The sequence below is a fragment of the Aestuariirhabdus haliotis genome (assembly GCF_023509475.1).
Classification (GTDB): Bacteria; Pseudomonadota; Gammaproteobacteria; order Pseudomonadales; family Aestuariirhabdaceae; genus Aestuariirhabdus; species Aestuariirhabdus haliotis.
This window is the reverse complement of record NZ_JAKSDZ010000003.1, coordinates 14,353-32,286: the sequence shown is the minus strand read 5'-3', so window position 1 is coordinate 32,286 and position 17,934 is coordinate 14,353. Positions and strand designations below refer to the sequence as shown.

Sequence of the window (17,934 nt, the reverse complement as noted above, 5' to 3'; positions counted from 1 at the left end):
ACCTTCTTATCTGTAGCGGATCCGCTGCCCGGATCCCGGTATGCGCGTGGACGCACTATAGAGTGCTACCCACAGGGGATGTCATTGCGGTTTATATACCGGGTAATATTGATGGCCTACATGCTTCGGATCATAGCCTTCTACCAAAGCAATGTTTCATTGGTCGCCTTGCGGCACAGGGCTACCTTGCTGCCCTGGACTCATCCAATAAAACGCCGTTAGAGATAAGATTCAAACCTGAAAGCCAGAAAATAGAATGCATCTCGGACCGTATGGGTCAGATCCCCCTGTATTACAAGCAATCTCCAGGGCTATGTACTATATCGACAAGTCTTGAATGGATCATAGCTGCCACGGGGGTGCGTCCACAATTTGATATGAAGGCGCTGTATCGATACCTCTTCTTTCACTCCATTCCTGCACCATCCACTATTTATCAGGGTATTCAACGATTGGATGCGGCCGAGACCCTGACATTGCAAATCGATAAAAGTACATATTCTAACCATAGGAACTGGATTCCAGAATTCAAAGCAACCAAAGAATCACAGCAAGAGCTCAGCGAAGAACTTTTCAATTGTTTAAAAAACACTGTGATGTCTGATTACAGACCGAATACAGGCAGTTTCTTGAGTGGAGGTCTCGATAGCTCAACAATTACCGGCATGATGTGCCAATTTACTGAAGGAAAGGATGCATTCTCGATTGGATTTCCTATACCAAGGTACGATGAGACAGAGTATGCACAATGTGCTGCTGAGCATTTTGGAGCTTCATTAAGCCGATACACGGTTGAGTCCAGAGATATAGTCGATACCTTACCGAAGCTTATTGCCAGTCTTGATCAGCCGTTTGGAAATTCGAGCATCGTACCGGCATATTTTTGTGCCAAACTTGCGAAGCAACAAGGGATTGGCCATCTTCTGGCTGGTGATGGCGGTGATGAACTCTTCGGGGGCAATGAACGCTATCGTAAGCAGCTATTGTTTCAATATTATGCTTGCATGCCGAAACTTTCCAGAGATGCTCTTGAAGCCCTAATGAACTTGCCTCTTCCACGACTCAAGCTCATCGCCAAGGCAAAGAGTTATATCGATCAAGCAAGAGTTCCATTGCCCGACCGACTTCATAGCTACAATTTGCTTCATAAAATTGATCTATCAGCCATATTGAGCCCAGAGTTTTTAAATCAACAGACTTTAACAGAAGATTTTAATCGACAGAAAAAACTCTACCACTCTGTCGATACAGATAGCCTGAACCGAATGCTATACCTTGACTGGAAATACACACTTGCAGATAACGACTTAATCAAAGTCAACAGTATGTGCGCTTTAGCAGGCATCGAAGTCAGTTATCCGATGTTAGACGACACAATGATTGACCTTTCGCTTCGTGTGCCCTCCAAACTAAAGATTAATGGGCATCAATTGCGTTATCTGTTTAAGCAAAGTATGTCTGAATTCCTACCAGAGAAAATACTCAACAAGCCCAAGCATGGCTTTGGTCTTCCTTATGGTTATTGGCTACAGGACCATAAGGATTTACAGGATTTAACTCGTTCATCGATTTCCACCTTGCAATCGCTGGGTATTTTTATGTCCGACCTTCCAGATAAAGTCCTTACATTGAATGATGGTAATCACGCTCATTATTACGGAGAATTAGCCTGGATATTAATGGCATTAGGGTTGTGGGTATCGGAAACTCAGAAATCATCTGGACAGAACATCTTACCGGGAGCAAACCCAGGTCATAACTCTTATAGTCACATTAAAGAGACAAGCTAGTGCCCTCTTCCTCACAACCCATATTAGTAATCAGTGAACTCTTTGCTCCCACCAAGGGAGGAACAGCGGTTTGGTTCGACCAGGTTTACCGACGATTGGGAGGCAAGAACATTCAAATTCTTGCCGCATCCACAGAAGGTGATTCAGACGTCGACCTGCAGCATCCCAATTCGATTCATCGCATTACGATGAAAAGAATCCGCTGGCTCAGGCCAGAGTCACTGGCAATTTATATTCGCCTCTTTGTAGCTGGATTTAAAATCAGCTGGAAAAATAAACCCATTCAATTTCATGCCGGCCGCGTATTACCAGAGGGCCTGATTGCCTGGTTGCTCTCACGCATTTACTTCAAGCCATGCCTTATCTACGCCCATGGAGAAGAAATCACCACCTGGCGCACACCGATCAAAAGACGACTAATGGAATTTCTCTACCGCCACGCTGATGTAGTGATTGCCAACAGTGAATTTACCAAAGGAAAACTTATCCAACTTGGTGTATCCAAATCTCGAATACGAATGATCCACCCGGGTGTAATGACACAGATTTATCATAAATCAGAAAGCGATGAGATTCGCCAAATTCGAAAGGATCTATTGGGAAATACTAATGACTTCCTTCTTTTATCCGTAGGCAGACTTTCCCGGCGAAAAGGATTTGATACCATGCTATCTGTGGTAAAAAAGCTACGAGACGATGATGTAGCGGTACATTACGCCGTGGCCGGAATCGGAGAAGACTTTAATCATCTTAAAGATATTATAGATAATGAAGGCTTGTCTGATTCAGTTACCCTTCTGGGGGCTATTGAGGATGACGCACTCCCAAAGCTATACAATGCCTGTGATCTCTTTGTTATGCCAAACCGCGAAGTAAACGGTGATGTAGAAGGCTTTGGTATGGTATATATCGAAGCGGCTGCCTGTGGAAAAACGGCCATATCGGGCATTAGCGGCGGTGTTGTGTCAGCTGTTTTACATGAGGTGACCGGTGTCAACTGTAACGGAAATTCAATTGACGAAATATACAGCGCAACCTATCGGTTACTGACACAGCAGGACGATCGAGAACAATTGGCCCAAGCCGCTCACAAGCGTGCTCACTCAGAATTTTCCTGGGAATCTGTGGCTCTTCGCACGAGGGAAATATTTTCTTCCTCATTAAAGAGCTATGACATTAACGATTACCAGAAGGATCGATCATGACAACAACTAGCTTCTGTAAATTTAACAAGCTATGAAATTCAGCGTTGATTTCAATGATTATTGAGAGCCTTCAAGCCTCCATGGCCAAATGCATTGGGCAAACAGCATTAATGTACCATTCGATCGCTTCTGATGATTGGCATTGGTCGTTATCCATGTCCAATTTTGAGGCTCACCTAGAGGCGCTAAAACTGAGCAAACTGAGTGCAAGCTCTGTCTGTAATATCGATGGAAAGCGATCAAATTCCGATATCTTGCTCACCTTTGATGACGGTTATTGCAACAATATAGGAGCACTAGAATCAGTTACTTCGGCAGGCTTTAGTGCCACAGTGTTTGTCATTACTGAATGCATTGGGAGAAAGAGCCATTGGCAACCAGGTAACAAAGCGCTCCCCTTGCTTGATAAATCAGAGATTCGTTACCTAGCAGAATCGGGAATAGAAATAGGCATGCACGGATTCCAGCATACCGACATGACCACGATACCACCTGAAGCATTACTCAAGCAGTTACGCGATGGAAAATCCAAACTTGAAGACAGCCTTGGCTGTGAGATAAAAGGGCTTGCATATCCCTATGGCTGTTACAATGAAAAGGTCATTGAAATAGCTAAAGACTGCAAATTCCATTACGCAATGACGACTGAGTCAGGTCGAATTAGTGCCAGCAGTTCAAACCTGCAACTAAAGCGTCTAACAATAGATAACAGCATCAACGCAACCAAACTACAAAGAATGCTGATTAATGGCAGCAACGACAATGGATACGATACCTTATTCGCCTATCTGGCAGATAGAGCCAAAGAACGACTTTCATATGGAAGTCATTCCCAAGGAAGAGAGTCATGAACGACAGAATAACCCTGTGCTTTTGTACATATAATCGTGCGGGCAACCTGGAAGCACTTATAACGGCCATCAGGAAACAAACCTGTGATATCCCTATACGAATTCTAGCCATCAACAATAACAGTAGTGATCATACAGTTGAGGTCCTGAATTCGTTGCAGTCTAAACCAGGTCATAGATTAGATTACGTGACAGAGCATCAACAAGGAATTGTCCCGGCCAGGAATCGTGCTATAGAGGAGTGCATCAATGAAGACTATATGATATTCATTGATGATGATGAAATCCCGTTACCAGGGTTAATTCAATCTGCCTACATCGCACTAAAGAGTGGCTTTGATGTAGTCGGAGGTAAAGTTCTTATTGCTTTTGAAAATAAACGCCCCTCCTGGTTGACCGACGAATTACTTCCTTTCCTTGCGGCTATTGACTATGGCAACGTCTCTTTTACAGTAAACGATGACACAACTCCTCTTTGGACTGCAAATATCGCTTATCGGATGGATATATTCCGAAAAGACAAAAACCTTAGATTTAACAAAAACTTCAATCGCATTGGAAATGTTGTTGGCGGTGGGTCGGATGGAATTATGTTTCGACAATTTTTATCATCGCCAGAAATAAGTGTTAGCTATGAGCCCGGAATGGCTGTTGATCACTTTGTCGAAGAATGGCGTCTAAAGCGCCGTTACTTTTTAAACCTGCACCAACGAGCAGGTTATCGAAGAGGTAGATTTCGCGAGCCCGCATATGATGCTCGGTTATTGGGTGCCCCCAGGTTTTTGTACAGAAATCTGTTGCGACAATTATTGACGGCCTCAACAGCAAGTATTCGTCAGCTTTCTCCTGCTATCAGAGAATGGATGAACGTTTCGCACACATTCGGCATGATTAAAGGTTATCGGGACAGATCACAGAACCCGGACGAAGCTCAATGCGTCTAGAAGTTATTATCTGTACCCATGATCGATCCACCCTCCTACAGCGTACGTTACGCTCAGTAGAAAAAGCAGCGCCTCTTAGCAAGAGCGATCTGGAAATCACAATCATCGCAAACAACTGCCACGATGATACCGAGGAAATGATTAAGGATCTTAGTAATGAGTACCCCTACCCTATTCGTCTTTTTACGGAATTAAAACCTGGCAAATCCAATGCTCTGAACAAAGCCATAGAAGTAGTTAAGGGAAATTTTATTATATTTATCGATGATGATCATCGTATTGATTATCACTTTTTTGAGTCGATAGAAGAGCTCCTTGAAAAGAGAAATACCTATAGCTTGTTTTGTGGAAAAATCATACCTGATTGGGATGGCATAGAACCTACATGGATTCACAATATTGAATACCCCGTGTATCCATTGCCGATTCCCCATTATGATCTTGGCAACGAAGAGCTAGAGATCACCATTAATAATCGCCTTCCTGGTGGTGGCAATCTAATCATGGCTAAGGAAGTTCTCGAAAGAACAGGTGATTTCAACGTATCCCTTGGTCCATCAGGGCATAATCTGGGAGGCGGCGAAGATGGAGACTATGTACGCCGAGCCCTGACTGCAGGATTCAGATTGCTCTATAGTCCTGGACCTATCCAGTATCACTGGGCCGATTCTGAACGGCTATCACTACTTTATCTAATACGAAAAGCCTACTCCAGAAGCCGCTCTGCCGCCTATATCAACATAGAAAAACCTGCGCTCCCCCCTCGATTCCTATACACCAAATTACTTATTAATATCTGCAATCTATTAATTCCAGTACCACTACCGAGGTTACGATTCTATCTAATGCGAACATCGAGCACTTTGGGCGAAATTTCAGCTTACCTGAGTCGGTTCTTTTCTAGAAATACTGAGAACAGTAGATGATCGATCTATATCAATTCTCTCACCATCTATTATTTGTAATACTCGCAGGAGTTGCGTCTTCCAGCTTGATATTAATAGTCGCCTTGAGATCTTACTCAAGAACGGGTCCAGGAATTTCACAGGACGTTATCGATCGATTCAAGTCATTGGTTGCCACATCTATCATCAGACAATGGGCAATATGCTCATTCATCATGATATGCCTGGTTTCATATAGCTTAAGTATCGCTCTTAGCATTGATAAACTTTTTATAGAAGACCTTAGCTCACAGCAATTATCAATCATGACTGTGGTCGTCCTGATCTTCATTATTCAAGTACGAATAAGTAGCATTTTACACACTAACCCTTCAACTATTGCAATTAATAGCAATATTCAAAGCCAATACTGGCTCTTATTAAAAAGCATCTTGCCCGCAGGGATAGTAGAAATCCTGGAATGGAGCCATATAGCCATAGCGATAGTCAGCATTGGCCATCTCCTGGTAGCAGAGAATGCATTTGTGCTCGCAACACTGTCCGCGGCAGCCCTAGTCATTTTTATCGATTTAAAAATTAGCTACTCATCCCCCCCCAAAACTTTTAAGCCTGTTAAGAAAAACAACGCCCTACCTAATATCGTTATGATTGGTTGTGATACATTCAGGGCTGACTATCTTGGCAAACAGGGTCCCGACGGCGAATCCCTGACTCCAAACCTGGATAAACTGACCAAAGAGTCCATACACTTCAGGAATATGACGACTCCTATTCCCAGAACTGCCCCTTCTTTGGCAGCTATGTTTTCTGGGCAATGGCCTACCAACTCGAGGTTGGTTGATAACTTTACGAACCCGAATGACGTTGAAATGACGTCTATCATTAGCGAGCTAAGTAGCAAAGGCTATAGAACCTGCACTCACAGTGACTGGGCAGGAAGTGACTTTGATCGATATGACTTTAAGTTTGACGAACAAACCACGCCTCCCGATCAATGGAACATCCGCTATCTATTAAAGCAAGGGGCCAAACAATATCGGCTGTTTTTTTCCCTGTTTACAGCGGGAAAACTGGGATTCAACCTATTACCCGAGATACACTCAGCTGCTGGCGTCCCACAAAATCAACAAGCCACACATCGATTTTGTAATAAGATTACTGAATACGGACAAGCCGAATCCCCATTTCTGTTGAATCTGTTTATTTCTACAGCACACCCTCCATTCGGTTCAGAATCCCCCTATTACCAGAAGTACAGCAACAGCAAAAACACGAACTCGCCGTTTTGTATGATCAAACTCACAGAACCCGAGGAAATAATTAAAAGCCAGAAAGACCCAAGAAAAGAATTTGACCTCGATCAAATTTTAGCCCTTTATCAAGGTTGCATTAACAATTTTGATAAAAGGGTCGGTGACATTATTCAGCACCTGAAAAATTGTGAACTATACGAGGATTGCGCAATTGTCTTTTATTCCGATCACGGCATTGACTTCTTTGAAAAAAACTCCTGGGGTCAAGGTAACAATCTTGATGGACTATACAGTCACCGTATACCCTGTCTGATAAAAACACCCAAGACTATAGGAACCATTAATGACTGTTTTTTTAGCAACAAAGATATCCTACCAATATTGATAAATACTTTAGGCTTGAATAGCACTCAATTTGCACCATCTAACCCTGCTAAACCAGACCTTCCCTCCATTGATAAAGGTAAGCCCGTCTACCTTGAAACCGGTGTGTGGCTAACGCGCCCACCTGGCATAGATGAGAACCATTTGTATTACTCGGATATTGATAAAATTCTCGATGTATCCGACCAGAAGTCAGGTCAAATAATCATCCCTGATAACGCCCTTGAGGAAATCGAATCCGCCAAGGACCGCGGCGTTATCTTTAACAATTGGATATTGATCAGAAAACCCATGATCAACAGAACCGAATGGAAACTTTACAATCTTCTAGAAGACCCCGAGATGAAAAATGATTGCTCCAAGACCAATAAAAACGAAACTCAATTACTTAAAGATTTATTAAACGATCATTTTTTTGGGTCTGCATAAAATTCAAGCTGCTCATAAAGCCCAGAACACAATCGCTCTATATCTTCATCAAGCTCTACTGGTTTTGATTTTCTAATAGAGGAGGAATATATTTTCTTCTTAAAGGCAAATTCTTCTTCGATACCAGTAAATCGATACAACCGCTTTATCTCATTTTCAGGATTTCTTACAAGATTTTCATACTTTAATAAGTAAACCCTATCATCTTTATAGAGATGCTTTTCAAAGAAAATTACATTTCTAAAGTACCATTGTAAAGCTGCTGCAGAAGCATCATTTAAATCCCTGTTCTTCGCATGCTTGCACAACACCTCGTAGGTTTGATCTGTCATAAATTCGGACAACCAACCGTCTGAATTTCGATACTTAACAATCCTGTTAACCTGACTTGCCTGGTTATTAAACGAAACCAGCATCGAATTTACGACATCGTGATAATGTCGGTATACCCAAACCACCCTAACATCATCAAGAGCCGTGATAATACTTTCAATCCTTTGAAGCTCGCAAAGCGTCTTGATTACAAAATAATACGAGCTACTGTTATTTTTTAATTCAAGTATTTCTGGAAGTGATTTCATTTGGTAGTTATCGAATGCACGGCTATCAATTTCGTGATATACGTCTGTCGATATACAATTATCAAGAATATCCATCACCATATTGGTGCCAGACCTTTGAACACCAGCGACCAAAATAGACTTCTCTGAAGATGCTGGCCGAACAGCTCGATAACAACCCTTGATTACACTCTGTAAATGATTTTTTGATTTCTCGATGATTTTATTGGCCATTCTGGAACCGCTTCCCATTACTAATAGTTAACCCTTCCTTCTGCACAACACTCTTCCCGGATCCATTGTCAGCTTCTGTCGTTATTGTTTCACAGGATATTGCTTTCGTTACTATAACAATAGCAATCAAGTGATAAAAAAGATCAAAATAGGCAAGACCGAGAAATGCACCGGATACGGCATAACCGACAAGGCTCACACGGACCATCGACATCAAGTCGGAACGCCACTTTACCGATCTATCCCTAGCAATAGAGCCTGCTGATATCCAGGCTCCAACAAGCAAGGTTAAAAATAAAGCCAGCCCAATAAATCCATGTTCACCTAGTATTTCAAAATAGATGCTGTGTGCATCTGTACGGCCAGTAAAAATCTCGAAGCCACCACCGGTCAAAGGGTTATCTACTGCTATTTGATAAGCATAACGCCATGCAGTTAGTCGACCCTGAGCAGAGGCGTCCTGCTCATAATGGGCAATACTCTCCATTCGATCATGCCAACTATCAGGCATAAACATCAGGATCAAAGGCATCATAACAGCAAAACCCAACAACAAAACAAAGCGCTTCCTGCTCATCATGATTAACATCAATGCCATTGCCACCAAACCCAAAAGCGCCCCTCTGGACTGAGTACCAAATATTGATATTGTGCAGAGAATCATGGCTATACCGGAACCCAGGCGTATCGAAGAGCGTGTAGAGGTTAATTGAAAATACCTAAATAGCGGGACAATCATTATCAAGGCCAGGCCAATTTCATTATTGCCACCGATAAACGTATTGGGAGGCCCCATTATTCTGAACCCTCCCCCTGTTAATACCGTGAATATCCCTCCCTTTATTCCATAGAAGCCAATCGACAAGGCCATTACTGCCACGAGCAATTCAACTCTTTTTCTGGAATTAATCAGATACAATGTCAAAAAAGTCATAAACAATATTTTGTAGACCTTTTCCAGTTGTAACCAGGCGAATTTACTGTACTGTGCATCAATGGTGGTTACCAATACCCAAAAACTGTAAAGAAACAAAACCGTAACCAAGCCATTCTTTGGGAATTTTCTGGGTTCTTTATTGATCAACAAGCCTATTAACGTTGCTATCGCAACCATCTGGGCAAAGGGTAGCGTGGTAGCAAACCCCCAGGCCAGCTTGTGAGGATTCATATAACCCAGCCAACTCCATACCAATATTCCGATATAGGGTTGTCGGAGTATAAAAGGTAAACAGACAGCAACGACGGAAGTGACGAAGATATCACGCACCTGTTGCGCCTCTCACAGCATTTTTTGATAACTCTGAATAGATGTTTTCTAGTCTACCAATACGTTTGTTCCAGGAGTTATCTTTAGCGTAATTCTCAATTTCAATTCGATTCCACTTCCTATCCAGGCCATCCTTAATGCCCTGCTCTATGCCTTCATAAGAATAATCAACAATCGTTCCTAAAGATGAATTACTGATTACCTCGGCATTACCACCTACATCCGTAGCTACTACGGGTGTTCCGCAGGCCATAGATTCAAGAATTACATTGGCCCAACCTTCATTGCTAGTAGCAAGTACAAACAGATCCGCGGCACTAAGACACGGCCTTAATTCCTCCGGCGAATACACTCCCATGAAATGTACGCGGTCTACAACACCAAATTCTTCTGCCATGGCCTTAAGCTTGCTGGCATAATCACCCTCACCGGATCCACCTCCAACGAGTATGTAATGAAGTGTTGGATAATCCTTTAATAATACAGGTAACATTTGTATTACAAGATGCTGACCTTTCCTCGGGACTAATCCTCCTACTGTTATCAACAGTCGGTCGTTATCAGAAAACCCATTATTTTTTCTAAAAGGAACGGATTTATCAGGGTAAAAAATCCGGGAATCAACCCCATTGCCAACTCGCTCAGAACAGTTTGGTTCAATACCAAGATTACGCATCGCCTCAAGTAGTGACTGGGAAACACCAATAACCACATTGGCCGAGGTAAGAGCTTTAGAGATCATATAGCGCTTCACTGGATGCTTGCAGTGCTTAATCTCAGTGCCCCTTAGAGTCACAACCAGCGGCAGACCAAGATTTCGTGTTAGCAAATAAGCGGCAACACCATCGGGAAAGGCAAAGTGTGCGTCGATAATAGAATGATTATTATGAAGCAATAATTTTTGTATATGGCTTTTTACCGATAGCCAAATAAACAACGGATCTAGCCATTTCCCTATGATAGGTATGGAAAAAAATCGCGGCCGGCATACCCTCAAAGCCTCAAACTTATCCTCGACAGGCCTTAGGCTACGGTTATGGCCTATGAACTTACCGATTATGTCCTGAAAGGGAAACCAGGGCTGCGGTGAAACCACCACCACACCCTTACCGTTATTAATTCTGTGAATTCTCTGATAAATAAAGCAACCTTGCAAAGGCTTATCTTCACTCGGAAAAAGCGTGCTAAACACGATAACTTGATAAGGATCTGTGGCACTCATCCTTGGCCAACCAGCTTATGATACAGAGGCAAACAGTTATCAACAGAAGCCTTCCAACTTTTCTCCTGTGCGACTAGTCTTCGCGCTGAGGTTAACCAGTCCATAGCATTATCTCTTTGAAGTCGGCGGATTAGCCTCTCTATACTTTCAGCCAACGCTTCAACGTTTTCACTAGGGAACATTTCGGCACCAGACTCAGGACTAACCAACTCTTTATGCCCTCCAACATCTGACAGAATTAATGGACGCCCCATTGACATAGCTTCTAGTGGTTTTAGGGGAGTCACGGTTTCAGTTAATCGCATTGAACGCCTGGGATAGGCCAGGATATCTATTCGCTCGTACGACTGATCGACTTCGTTATGGGGAACCCTTCCCGGCATTTCAACGACTCGCTCAAGCCCGTACCTTTGTACCAAAGTTTTTAAATAGCTTTCTTCTGGTCCTCCGCCAATTAATAGAAGCTTGACAGATACGTTTCTCTTCTTGAGACGATCAATCGCCTCAAGAAGAATATCCAACCCCTCATAGCGATAGAAAGAACCGATAAATCCTACCGTTGGCACATACTCTGGGGATTGCCAACGCCGACGCAAATTCTCGGATTGATCCGGGTACTTCTCCACATCAACCGCATTAGGCACAATGGCCCTGTAGTCAGGTAATCTAACCCGTTGTTCAAGATCATTCATTAACCCATTACAGATTGTGATAACCCCATCTGCACGTTTAACGACCCATTCTTCAAACCACTGACTCAGCCTATAGCGAAAACCACCTTCAACGGTACTACCATTATCGACGGCAGCATCCTCCCAGAACGCACGAATCTCATACACAACCGGTATTCGACGAAGCTTCCCCACAAGTAATGCGCAAAACCCGTTTAATGCTGGTGAATGAGCATGAATCAGATCCGGCTGCTCTTTGCTTACTGCTCGATAAACACCAATAATTAGCCAATAGACAACATACAGCTGCTGGAGGATCCTGTTTTTGGCAATCCAGCTTGGGGGGGCAGGACATCTATAGAACGGCAATCCCTCAATGATTTCGGGGTTTGAGTTAGCGACGTCAGCATGAATGCCCTGTTTTGATCCGGTTATATGGCAGGTGGTAATACCCTGTAATCGCTGGCAATTGATAATTGACCGACTTCTGAAAGTATAACCACTGTGAAGAGGGATCGAATGATCAAAGACATGTAATACTTTCACAGAGTCTCTCCCTCATAATGGACACGTCTAAGGAAGGCTTCAAACATAAGCATCGACCAGAGTGCAGTTCCATTATCATGTAATCCGCTAAGGTGGTTATTAACAAGTTTGCAAACCTCTTGCATATCGAACAGACCGGATTTGAGCAAATACTTGTTATCAATCAATGATTCAACCTGACTTTTCAGCTGATTTCGAAACCACTGCGACAGAGGGACCCCAAACCCCATTTTCCTCCTGTATAGAATATCTTCATCAACACAATGCTCCATCGATTTTTTTAACACATATTTACCTTCACCCTGATTAATCCTTTGATCTTCAGCTAACGTCGCTCCCCACTCAACAACTTTATGATCAAGAATAGGAACCCTAACCTCTAACCCGTGAGCCATGCTTGCACGATCGACTTTTGTCAGGATATCCCCTGGCAGGTAAGTTTTTATATCGATATATTGCACTGTCCACAGAGCATCTTTACTGTCTGCTTCCCTCGCGTAATCTCTGAACAATTTAACCGGATTATAGCCAGATACTTTTGCAACCATAGTATCACTGTATAAAGGATAGCGACGATCATCAGGTATCACTGCAATATTATTAAAATATGCACTTACCGAATCACGTCCCAGAGCGGCCAAGGTAGACTTCAACCTTAACCAACGTGGTGCAAAGCTCATGCGAGGGTATATCTTAGCCGCTAATGAAAACAGTGGGCACCGAATACTGTCGGGCAATAAACGGCGAAATCGTTCTTCATTTAAATGCCAGCGATAACGCGTATAACCACCAAGAAGCTCGTCACCGCCATCACCTGATAAGGCGACCGTTACCTGATCTTTTGCCAGCGCGCACAACCGATATGTTGGTAGCGCAGAACTATCAGCAAAGGGTTCATCATAGGTATCAGCCAATTGATCAATAAGATCTGTATCAAAGAGCGTAACCTTTTTCGTATTGTGTTTTGATCCAATTTTTTTAGCGACAGATGATGCGTATTCGCTTTCATCGAATTCAGCTTCAGAAAAACCAATGGAACAGGTATTAATCGCATCGTCCGACAACCTGGACATCAACGTTGCAACACTACTTGAATCTACGCCTCCCGATAAAAAGGCACCGATAGGTACGTCGGAAACCATTCGAAGGTTTACCGACTCAGATAGAAGCCGGTTTAGTTCAGAAGGTAAATCACGAGACGTATTAGTGGTCGTTGATTGTCGTAAATTCCAATAAGCGGTCTCTTTAATGGTGTTTTTCGACAGGTCATAACACAGCATATGACCGGCTCGCAATTTATAAACCCCTTTGTAAATACATTTTGGCTCAGGCACATAGCCAAGTGCGAAATAGTCATCGACGGCGGTTAGATCCAGCTCTTTCGTATCGAGTCCGTAGCTTAGCAGTGCCTTTAATTCAGAGCCAAACAGAAACTCGTCACTGTCACCTTTAGCATAGTAGAGTGGTTTTATTCCTAACCTGTCTCTGACTATAAAACAAAGGTTTCTGCCGTGATCCCAAATGGCAAATGCGAACATGCCACGAAATCTGTCTACACAAGACTGGCCCCACTCCTCCCAGGCATGTAGTAACACTTCCGTATCACAATTACTATTAAAATCATGACCAAGCATTACTAATTCACTGCGAATTTCACGATAATTGTAGATTTCACCATTATAAGTGAGTATCAAATTTTCATTAGTATTTACCAATGGCTGAGCACCATTATCGAGATCAAGAATAGACAGACGGCGGTGGCCGAAAACAATCTTGTCGTTATGGAATATACCTGAACCATCAGGGCCCCGACGATGCAAACTATCAGTCATTTTCGCTACCCTTTGCAGCCGCTCTTGCGTAGGCTTTTGGGCCTGAACTACTCCTGCGATCCCACACATTGGCTGGACTCTCCTTCCCTATAGAGTTGTGTATATTTTTCGACCATAGCTTGAATAGAAAACTTCGTTACTGCCCTTTCTCTGCTACTGCGAGAATGAGAATTTCGCAATTTACTGTCAGTTAAATAGCGCATAATGTTATCTGATATCCCTTCAATATCACCGCGATTGACAAGATAACCATTACAGGATTGCTGTACTAATTCTGGATTCCCCCCAACATTAGTGGCCACTATTGGAAGACCACAAGACATTGCTTCTAAAATTGTATTGGATATACCTTCTGCATATGATGTTAATAAATACAGGTCAAAATTTTGATACCATTGAAGGGGGCTGGGACACTCACCGACCAAAGTTATCCAGCCATTTAAGTTGTGCTTGGAAATGGTTTCTTGCATCAAATTCCGTTGCGATCCATCGCCAACAACCACAAAGTGTATTTCATCTTCGGTGAGCCCTCTGGATCTTAGCTCCTTTGCAACTTCAATTATGTCTATAACACCTTTGATGGGTTCCAGACGAGAAACCGTCCCTACCGTAATCTTATTGGAATCAACACTTAAGTCTGATGTAAACTTAGTAGTATCAACGCCATTGCATATTCTAAATAGATCTCGCTCAGCCACGCTCACACGTGTTAATGCGTAATTTTCTGCTTGCTTTGATAAAACAACATATTTTGAAGTAAACCTTTTAAAGATTCGACGAATCAAGGCTGGCTTGAATCGAGTACCATCCGGGTCTTCTACATCCCAACCATGATCACTGTGAATTCGCCGCTTTACCCTGGCCAACCAGGCGACTGTCTGATATTCGATACAAGACAGGTTTCTGGTATGGAACACGTCAGGAGAATATCGCTTAATCAGTTTCATTATCCTGGGGTAGAGAGAGATATCATTACCGATCGATTTATTAAGCAATACTACAGGCACATCATCAGGTAACCGTTTTTGAAAATCGGTTGATGTCGACAAAACAACAACGATATGACGAAAACCTTCCCCCTGTGTGTTGTTAATCAAGTTAACCAAGCCGTTTTCGAGGCCGCCAGCTGATAAACGATAGATCAGATGCATCACTGTTAGCTTAGGTTGTTCAGTGTTCATCCGCCTTCCTCATAACCATCAGACGCCTAGATATATCTATTACTTGCTTAGTTGCTGAAGCTTCTGAAACCTCATCTATTGTTAGTACTACATGAGCACCCTGTTCATCTGAACCGGCCAGTCTAGCTATTAACTGTGAAAACTTTGCCCGCAACGGATCACAAACTTTATGGCCACCGATAACATACCAGGATGCCACATAATAGATTTTATCTTTTGACTGAAGCTTAACGAAGTTACCCGCGGGGCACTCGTCCGAACTTTTTGCCAATTTTATCGAACGCCATTCTGGATCTTTCTGAGCGACAATTTGATTCGTTGAGGTGACTAACTTCCCGGATTTGTTCCCGTAGCCATACCAATACAGTTGCAAAGAAGCATTTATACCATGATCTTCAAAAGTGTAGTTTTCAACCGAATCTGATTGAGTAAATCTGGGTCTAAACGGGAGCGTATATGTCTGTTTAGTGAGCACCTTGTCATTATATTTAATCTCTAGAACAGGAGTCTCTATATCACCATTCCGGCTGGTTGCCTGGGTTGCCCACATTGAAACAGGAACAAGAATAAAGACCATCGTTAAAGTTCGAAGCCAACTGTACTTTTTATCTACCTGTAGAAAAGATTTTCCGGAACGTTCCGCTTCACTCCAACGACTTCCTACCCAAAAAAGGATCAACATTAATACGCCAAAAAACACCCAACCATAGAGCAAGTGATCTACACCAACAGCAAGCTTCATCCCACTGAAATGGCCTAGCATTACGATACCAGTTGCTCGCAACCAGTTGCCTACGATAGGAAGCAGTATCGATGCACCAATGAAAATTAACCGTTTATAGATAGTTTGGTAATTTAGATACGCATAAAGTGTGCCCAGAGCCACCGAAGCTATCAGATATCGAACTCCTGAGCACCCCTCTACAACTGACCAATGGCCTGTAGGCAATTCGAAATATAACCCTTCAACATAAATAGGTATTCCAAATAGGGCAATGGTCGAAACCGTAAATGAAGCTGTTAGCTCCATCATGGGAAGAATCAAGAATTCTCCAAAGGGAACCATAAACAGGCTATAACAAAGAGGGAACAGTATAGTTAATACAACCTTCCACCCCATAACAGCAAGGCACAGGAAAGACAGCATAATAACCAGAGAAAATTGCTGAACAACCTGAACTTCGACCATCCCCGCTATCACCCAGACAAAAATCGCACACAGCAGAAAAACAAATCCAAGCAAGCTGGGTTCAGGACTTAGCTTGACCAATAACTGCCGCTTACGATAAATAAGATACAAGCAAATAGGCGCGATAATATAACAGTGGTTAAAAGTTCCGGAACGTTCCCATATAGCTATCATATCGAACAGTGTTTTACTGAACGCCAGCATCAACACCAAGAAACCTATGGAATACGCGATTAACGCCTGCGCCCATGCAGAATGTTGTCTATTCAAGTTTCGAGTTCCCCAAGCAGACGATCCATTTGAGGTCCCCAGCTATAATGCTTTAAGACTTGCTCTCGCCCATCGCAGACTGCTGCTTTATCAGACATCAGTGTAATGATCCTCTCAGCCATCCCCCCTTTGGTTTCACACGCATACAAGCAATTGGAAGTACTATCAATATCTACGCCCTGGGCTGCTTCACTGCTAGCCACTACATGTTTATTCATGGACAAGGCTTCCAGAATTTTATTCTGCATGCCTCGAGCAATCCTTAATGGAGCAACTACCAAGGAACAGTATTGTAAATAGGGACGAACATCGGAAACGGCCCCTGTCACAAGCACGCCCGGAGTGAATCGAGCAAATTGTTGTAATCGCTTGCTTGGATTTCGGCCAACAATAAAGAAAGTACAATTCGGATACTTGCTCAATATTAGTGGTAGCACATTCGATGCAAACCACATGACTGCATCTTCATTTGCGTAATAGTCCATGGCCCCGACAAAGCAGATAGACTGATCAACTCCCAGACCTAGCGCTTGATAGGGCGATTGATATTCAATACAAGGGTCAAAAAAGGCAGTATCAACACCATTCCCTACAACCTTAACTCGATCGGTAGATCCGGTAAGCATTTTTAGAAAAAGGTCTCTTTCAGAGTTGGTAACAAATGTACTTATTGCACCCTCCTGAAAAAGTCTTATCTCAAGCTTGGATAAAAGATCAGCTTCCCGGCGATACAGCCAAGTTAAATAGAAAGGTTTTTTATGGGCATAGTCATGCCATTTAAGGGAATCAACATCAACAAAATCCACGACCTGCTTCACTACACCTGAGGATTCAGGAAGATACTGCCCCATAGATGACGAGAAAGCTATCACAGCTGAAGCGCCCTGATCGAATTCACTGGAAACAGCCTGACTCATCAAGTTTGATTGATAGACCATCTCAGTAATCGACTTTCCAAGAAAGATCGATTTTGCGGCACGTAACAACACACGCCATTTTGGCAAATATTCCACATAGACCTTATCGGCAAACTTGTTGAGATCACCTTCATACTTAAGGTCAGCACTGTCATCAACGAAGCAAAAAAGCTTTACTTTATACCTGCTGGCCAGCGCTTTTAATATTTGATACGACCTTATTTTATCTCCTTTGTTCGGTGGAAAAGGAATCCTATGAACCACAAATATCACTGATTCCATAC

General features: G+C 42.8%; 14 protein-coding genes. 6 read left to right on the top strand and 8 right to left on the bottom strand.

Annotated elements, in window-relative coordinates:
* Nucleotides 1–62 precede the first annotated feature (62 nt).
* The 6 genes from MIB40_RS03435 to MIB40_RS03410 all read left to right on the top strand — a co-directional run bounded on the left by MIB40_RS03435 (nucleotide 63) and on the right by MIB40_RS03410 (nucleotide 7,761).
* Nucleotides 63–1,790: an asparagine synthetase B family protein gene (locus tag MIB40_RS03435; RefSeq protein WP_249690858.1), complete on the top strand. Its 1,728-nt coding sequence runs from the start codon at nucleotides 63–65 to the stop codon at nucleotides 1,788–1,790.
* Nucleotides 1,790–2,995, top strand: a complete 1,206-nt coding sequence (locus tag MIB40_RS03430; protein WP_249690856.1) for a glycosyltransferase family 4 protein — start codon at nucleotides 1,790–1,792, stop codon at nucleotides 2,993–2,995. The genes MIB40_RS03435 and MIB40_RS03430 overlap by 1 nt, the downstream gene beginning before the upstream one ends.
* A gap of 53 nt (nucleotides 2,996–3,048) precedes the next feature.
* A complete protein-coding gene (locus MIB40_RS03425) occupies nucleotides 3,049–3,846 on the top strand; it encodes a polysaccharide deacetylase family protein (protein WP_249690854.1) in 798 nt (265 codons plus the stop codon).
* Nucleotides 3,843–4,790: a glycosyltransferase family 2 protein gene (locus MIB40_RS03420; protein ID WP_249690852.1), complete on the top strand. Its 948-nt coding sequence runs from the start codon at nucleotides 3,843–3,845 to the stop codon at nucleotides 4,788–4,790. Before MIB40_RS03425 ends, MIB40_RS03420 begins: the two co-directional genes overlap by 4 nt.
* On the top strand, nucleotides 4,781–5,716 hold the full coding sequence (locus MIB40_RS03415) for a glycosyltransferase (protein WP_249690849.1): 936 nt from the start codon (nucleotides 4,781–4,783) through the stop codon (nucleotides 5,714–5,716). The genes MIB40_RS03420 and MIB40_RS03415 overlap by 10 nt, the downstream gene beginning before the upstream one ends.
* 284 nt (nucleotides 5,717–6,000) lie before the next feature.
* Nucleotides 6,001–7,761 (top strand): sulfatase family protein, encoded by a 1,761-nt coding sequence (locus MIB40_RS03410; RefSeq protein WP_249690848.1) that lies wholly within the window; start codon nucleotides 6,001–6,003, stop codon nucleotides 7,759–7,761.
* Here MIB40_RS03410 and MIB40_RS03405 read toward each other — a convergent pair.
* From MIB40_RS03405 to MIB40_RS03370, 8 genes are read right to left on the bottom strand one after another with little or no spacing between them, the layout of a single operon-like run.
* Entirely contained in the window at nucleotides 7,740–8,555 is an 816-nt protein-coding gene (locus MIB40_RS03405; protein WP_249690846.1) for a sulfotransferase family protein, read from the bottom strand. The two genes, MIB40_RS03410 and MIB40_RS03405, sit on opposite strands and share 22 nt — an antisense overlap.
* Entirely contained in the window at nucleotides 8,545–9,822 is a 1,278-nt protein-coding gene (locus MIB40_RS03400) for a putative O-glycosylation ligase, exosortase A system-associated (protein WP_249690844.1), read from the bottom strand. Before MIB40_RS03400 ends, MIB40_RS03405 begins: the two co-directional genes overlap by 11 nt.
* A complete protein-coding gene (locus MIB40_RS03395; protein ID WP_249690842.1) occupies nucleotides 9,815–11,044 on the bottom strand; it encodes a glycosyltransferase in 1,230 nt (409 codons plus the stop codon). The genes MIB40_RS03400 and MIB40_RS03395 overlap by 8 nt, the downstream gene beginning before the upstream one ends.
* Nucleotides 11,041–12,261 (bottom strand): TIGR04063 family PEP-CTERM/XrtA system glycosyltransferase, encoded by a 1,221-nt coding sequence (locus MIB40_RS03390; protein ID WP_249690840.1) that lies wholly within the window; start codon nucleotides 12,259–12,261, stop codon nucleotides 11,041–11,043. The genes MIB40_RS03395 and MIB40_RS03390 overlap by 4 nt, the downstream gene beginning before the upstream one ends.
* Nucleotides 12,258–14,162, bottom strand: a complete 1,905-nt coding sequence (locus MIB40_RS03385; protein WP_249690838.1) for an XrtA/PEP-CTERM system amidotransferase — start codon at nucleotides 14,160–14,162, stop codon at nucleotides 12,258–12,260. Before MIB40_RS03385 ends, MIB40_RS03390 begins: the two co-directional genes overlap by 4 nt.
* Nucleotides 14,141–15,274 (bottom strand): glycosyltransferase, encoded by a 1,134-nt coding sequence (locus MIB40_RS03380; protein ID WP_249690829.1) that lies wholly within the window; start codon nucleotides 15,272–15,274, stop codon nucleotides 14,141–14,143. Before MIB40_RS03380 ends, MIB40_RS03385 begins: the two co-directional genes overlap by 22 nt.
* The gene (gene xrtA, locus MIB40_RS03375; RefSeq protein WP_249690827.1) at nucleotides 15,264–16,733 is read right to left on the bottom strand and encodes an exosortase A; all 1,470 of its coding nucleotides are present in this window, start codon (nucleotides 16,731–16,733) and stop codon (nucleotides 15,264–15,266) included. The genes MIB40_RS03380 and xrtA overlap by 11 nt, the downstream gene beginning before the upstream one ends.
* Entirely contained in the window at nucleotides 16,730–17,932 is a 1,203-nt protein-coding gene (locus MIB40_RS03370) for a TIGR03087 family PEP-CTERM/XrtA system glycosyltransferase (protein WP_249690825.1), read from the bottom strand. The genes xrtA and MIB40_RS03370 overlap by 4 nt, the downstream gene beginning before the upstream one ends.
* Nucleotides 17,933–17,934: the final 2 nt, after the last annotated feature.

Bases quoted from the DNA above. Each gene is read 5' to 3' on its own strand.
- MIB40_RS03425 (WP_249690854.1), top strand. From the start codon at position 3,049: ATGATTATTGAGAGCCTTCAAGCCTCCATGGCCAAATGCATTGGGCAA.
- MIB40_RS03420 (WP_249690852.1), top strand. From the start codon at position 3,843: ATGAACGACAGAATAACCCTGTGCTTTTGTACATATAATCGTGCGGGC.
- MIB40_RS03415 (WP_249690849.1), top strand. From the start codon at position 4,781: ATGCGTCTAGAAGTTATTATCTGTACCCATGATCGATCCACCCTCCTA.
- MIB40_RS03410 (WP_249690848.1), top strand. From the start codon at position 6,001: ATGACTGTGGTCGTCCTGATCTTCATTATTCAAGTACGAATAAGTAGC.
- MIB40_RS03405 (WP_249690846.1), bottom strand. From the start codon at position 8,555: ATGGCCAATAAAATCATCGAGAAATCAAAAAATCATTTACAGAGTGTA.
- MIB40_RS03395 (WP_249690842.1), bottom strand. From the start codon at position 11,044: ATGAGTGCCACAGATCCTTATCAAGTTATCGTGTTTAGCACGCTTTTT.
- MIB40_RS03385 (WP_249690838.1), bottom strand. From the start codon at position 14,162: ATGTGTGGGATCGCAGGAGTAGTTCAGGCCCAAAAGCCTACGCAAGAG.
- MIB40_RS03380 (WP_249690829.1), bottom strand. From the start codon at position 15,274: ATGAACACTGAACAACCTAAGCTAACAGTGATGCATCTGATCTATCGT.
- MIB40_RS03370 (WP_249690825.1), bottom strand. From the start codon at position 17,932: ATGGAATCAGTGATATTTGTGGTTCATAGGATTCCTTTTCCACCGAAC.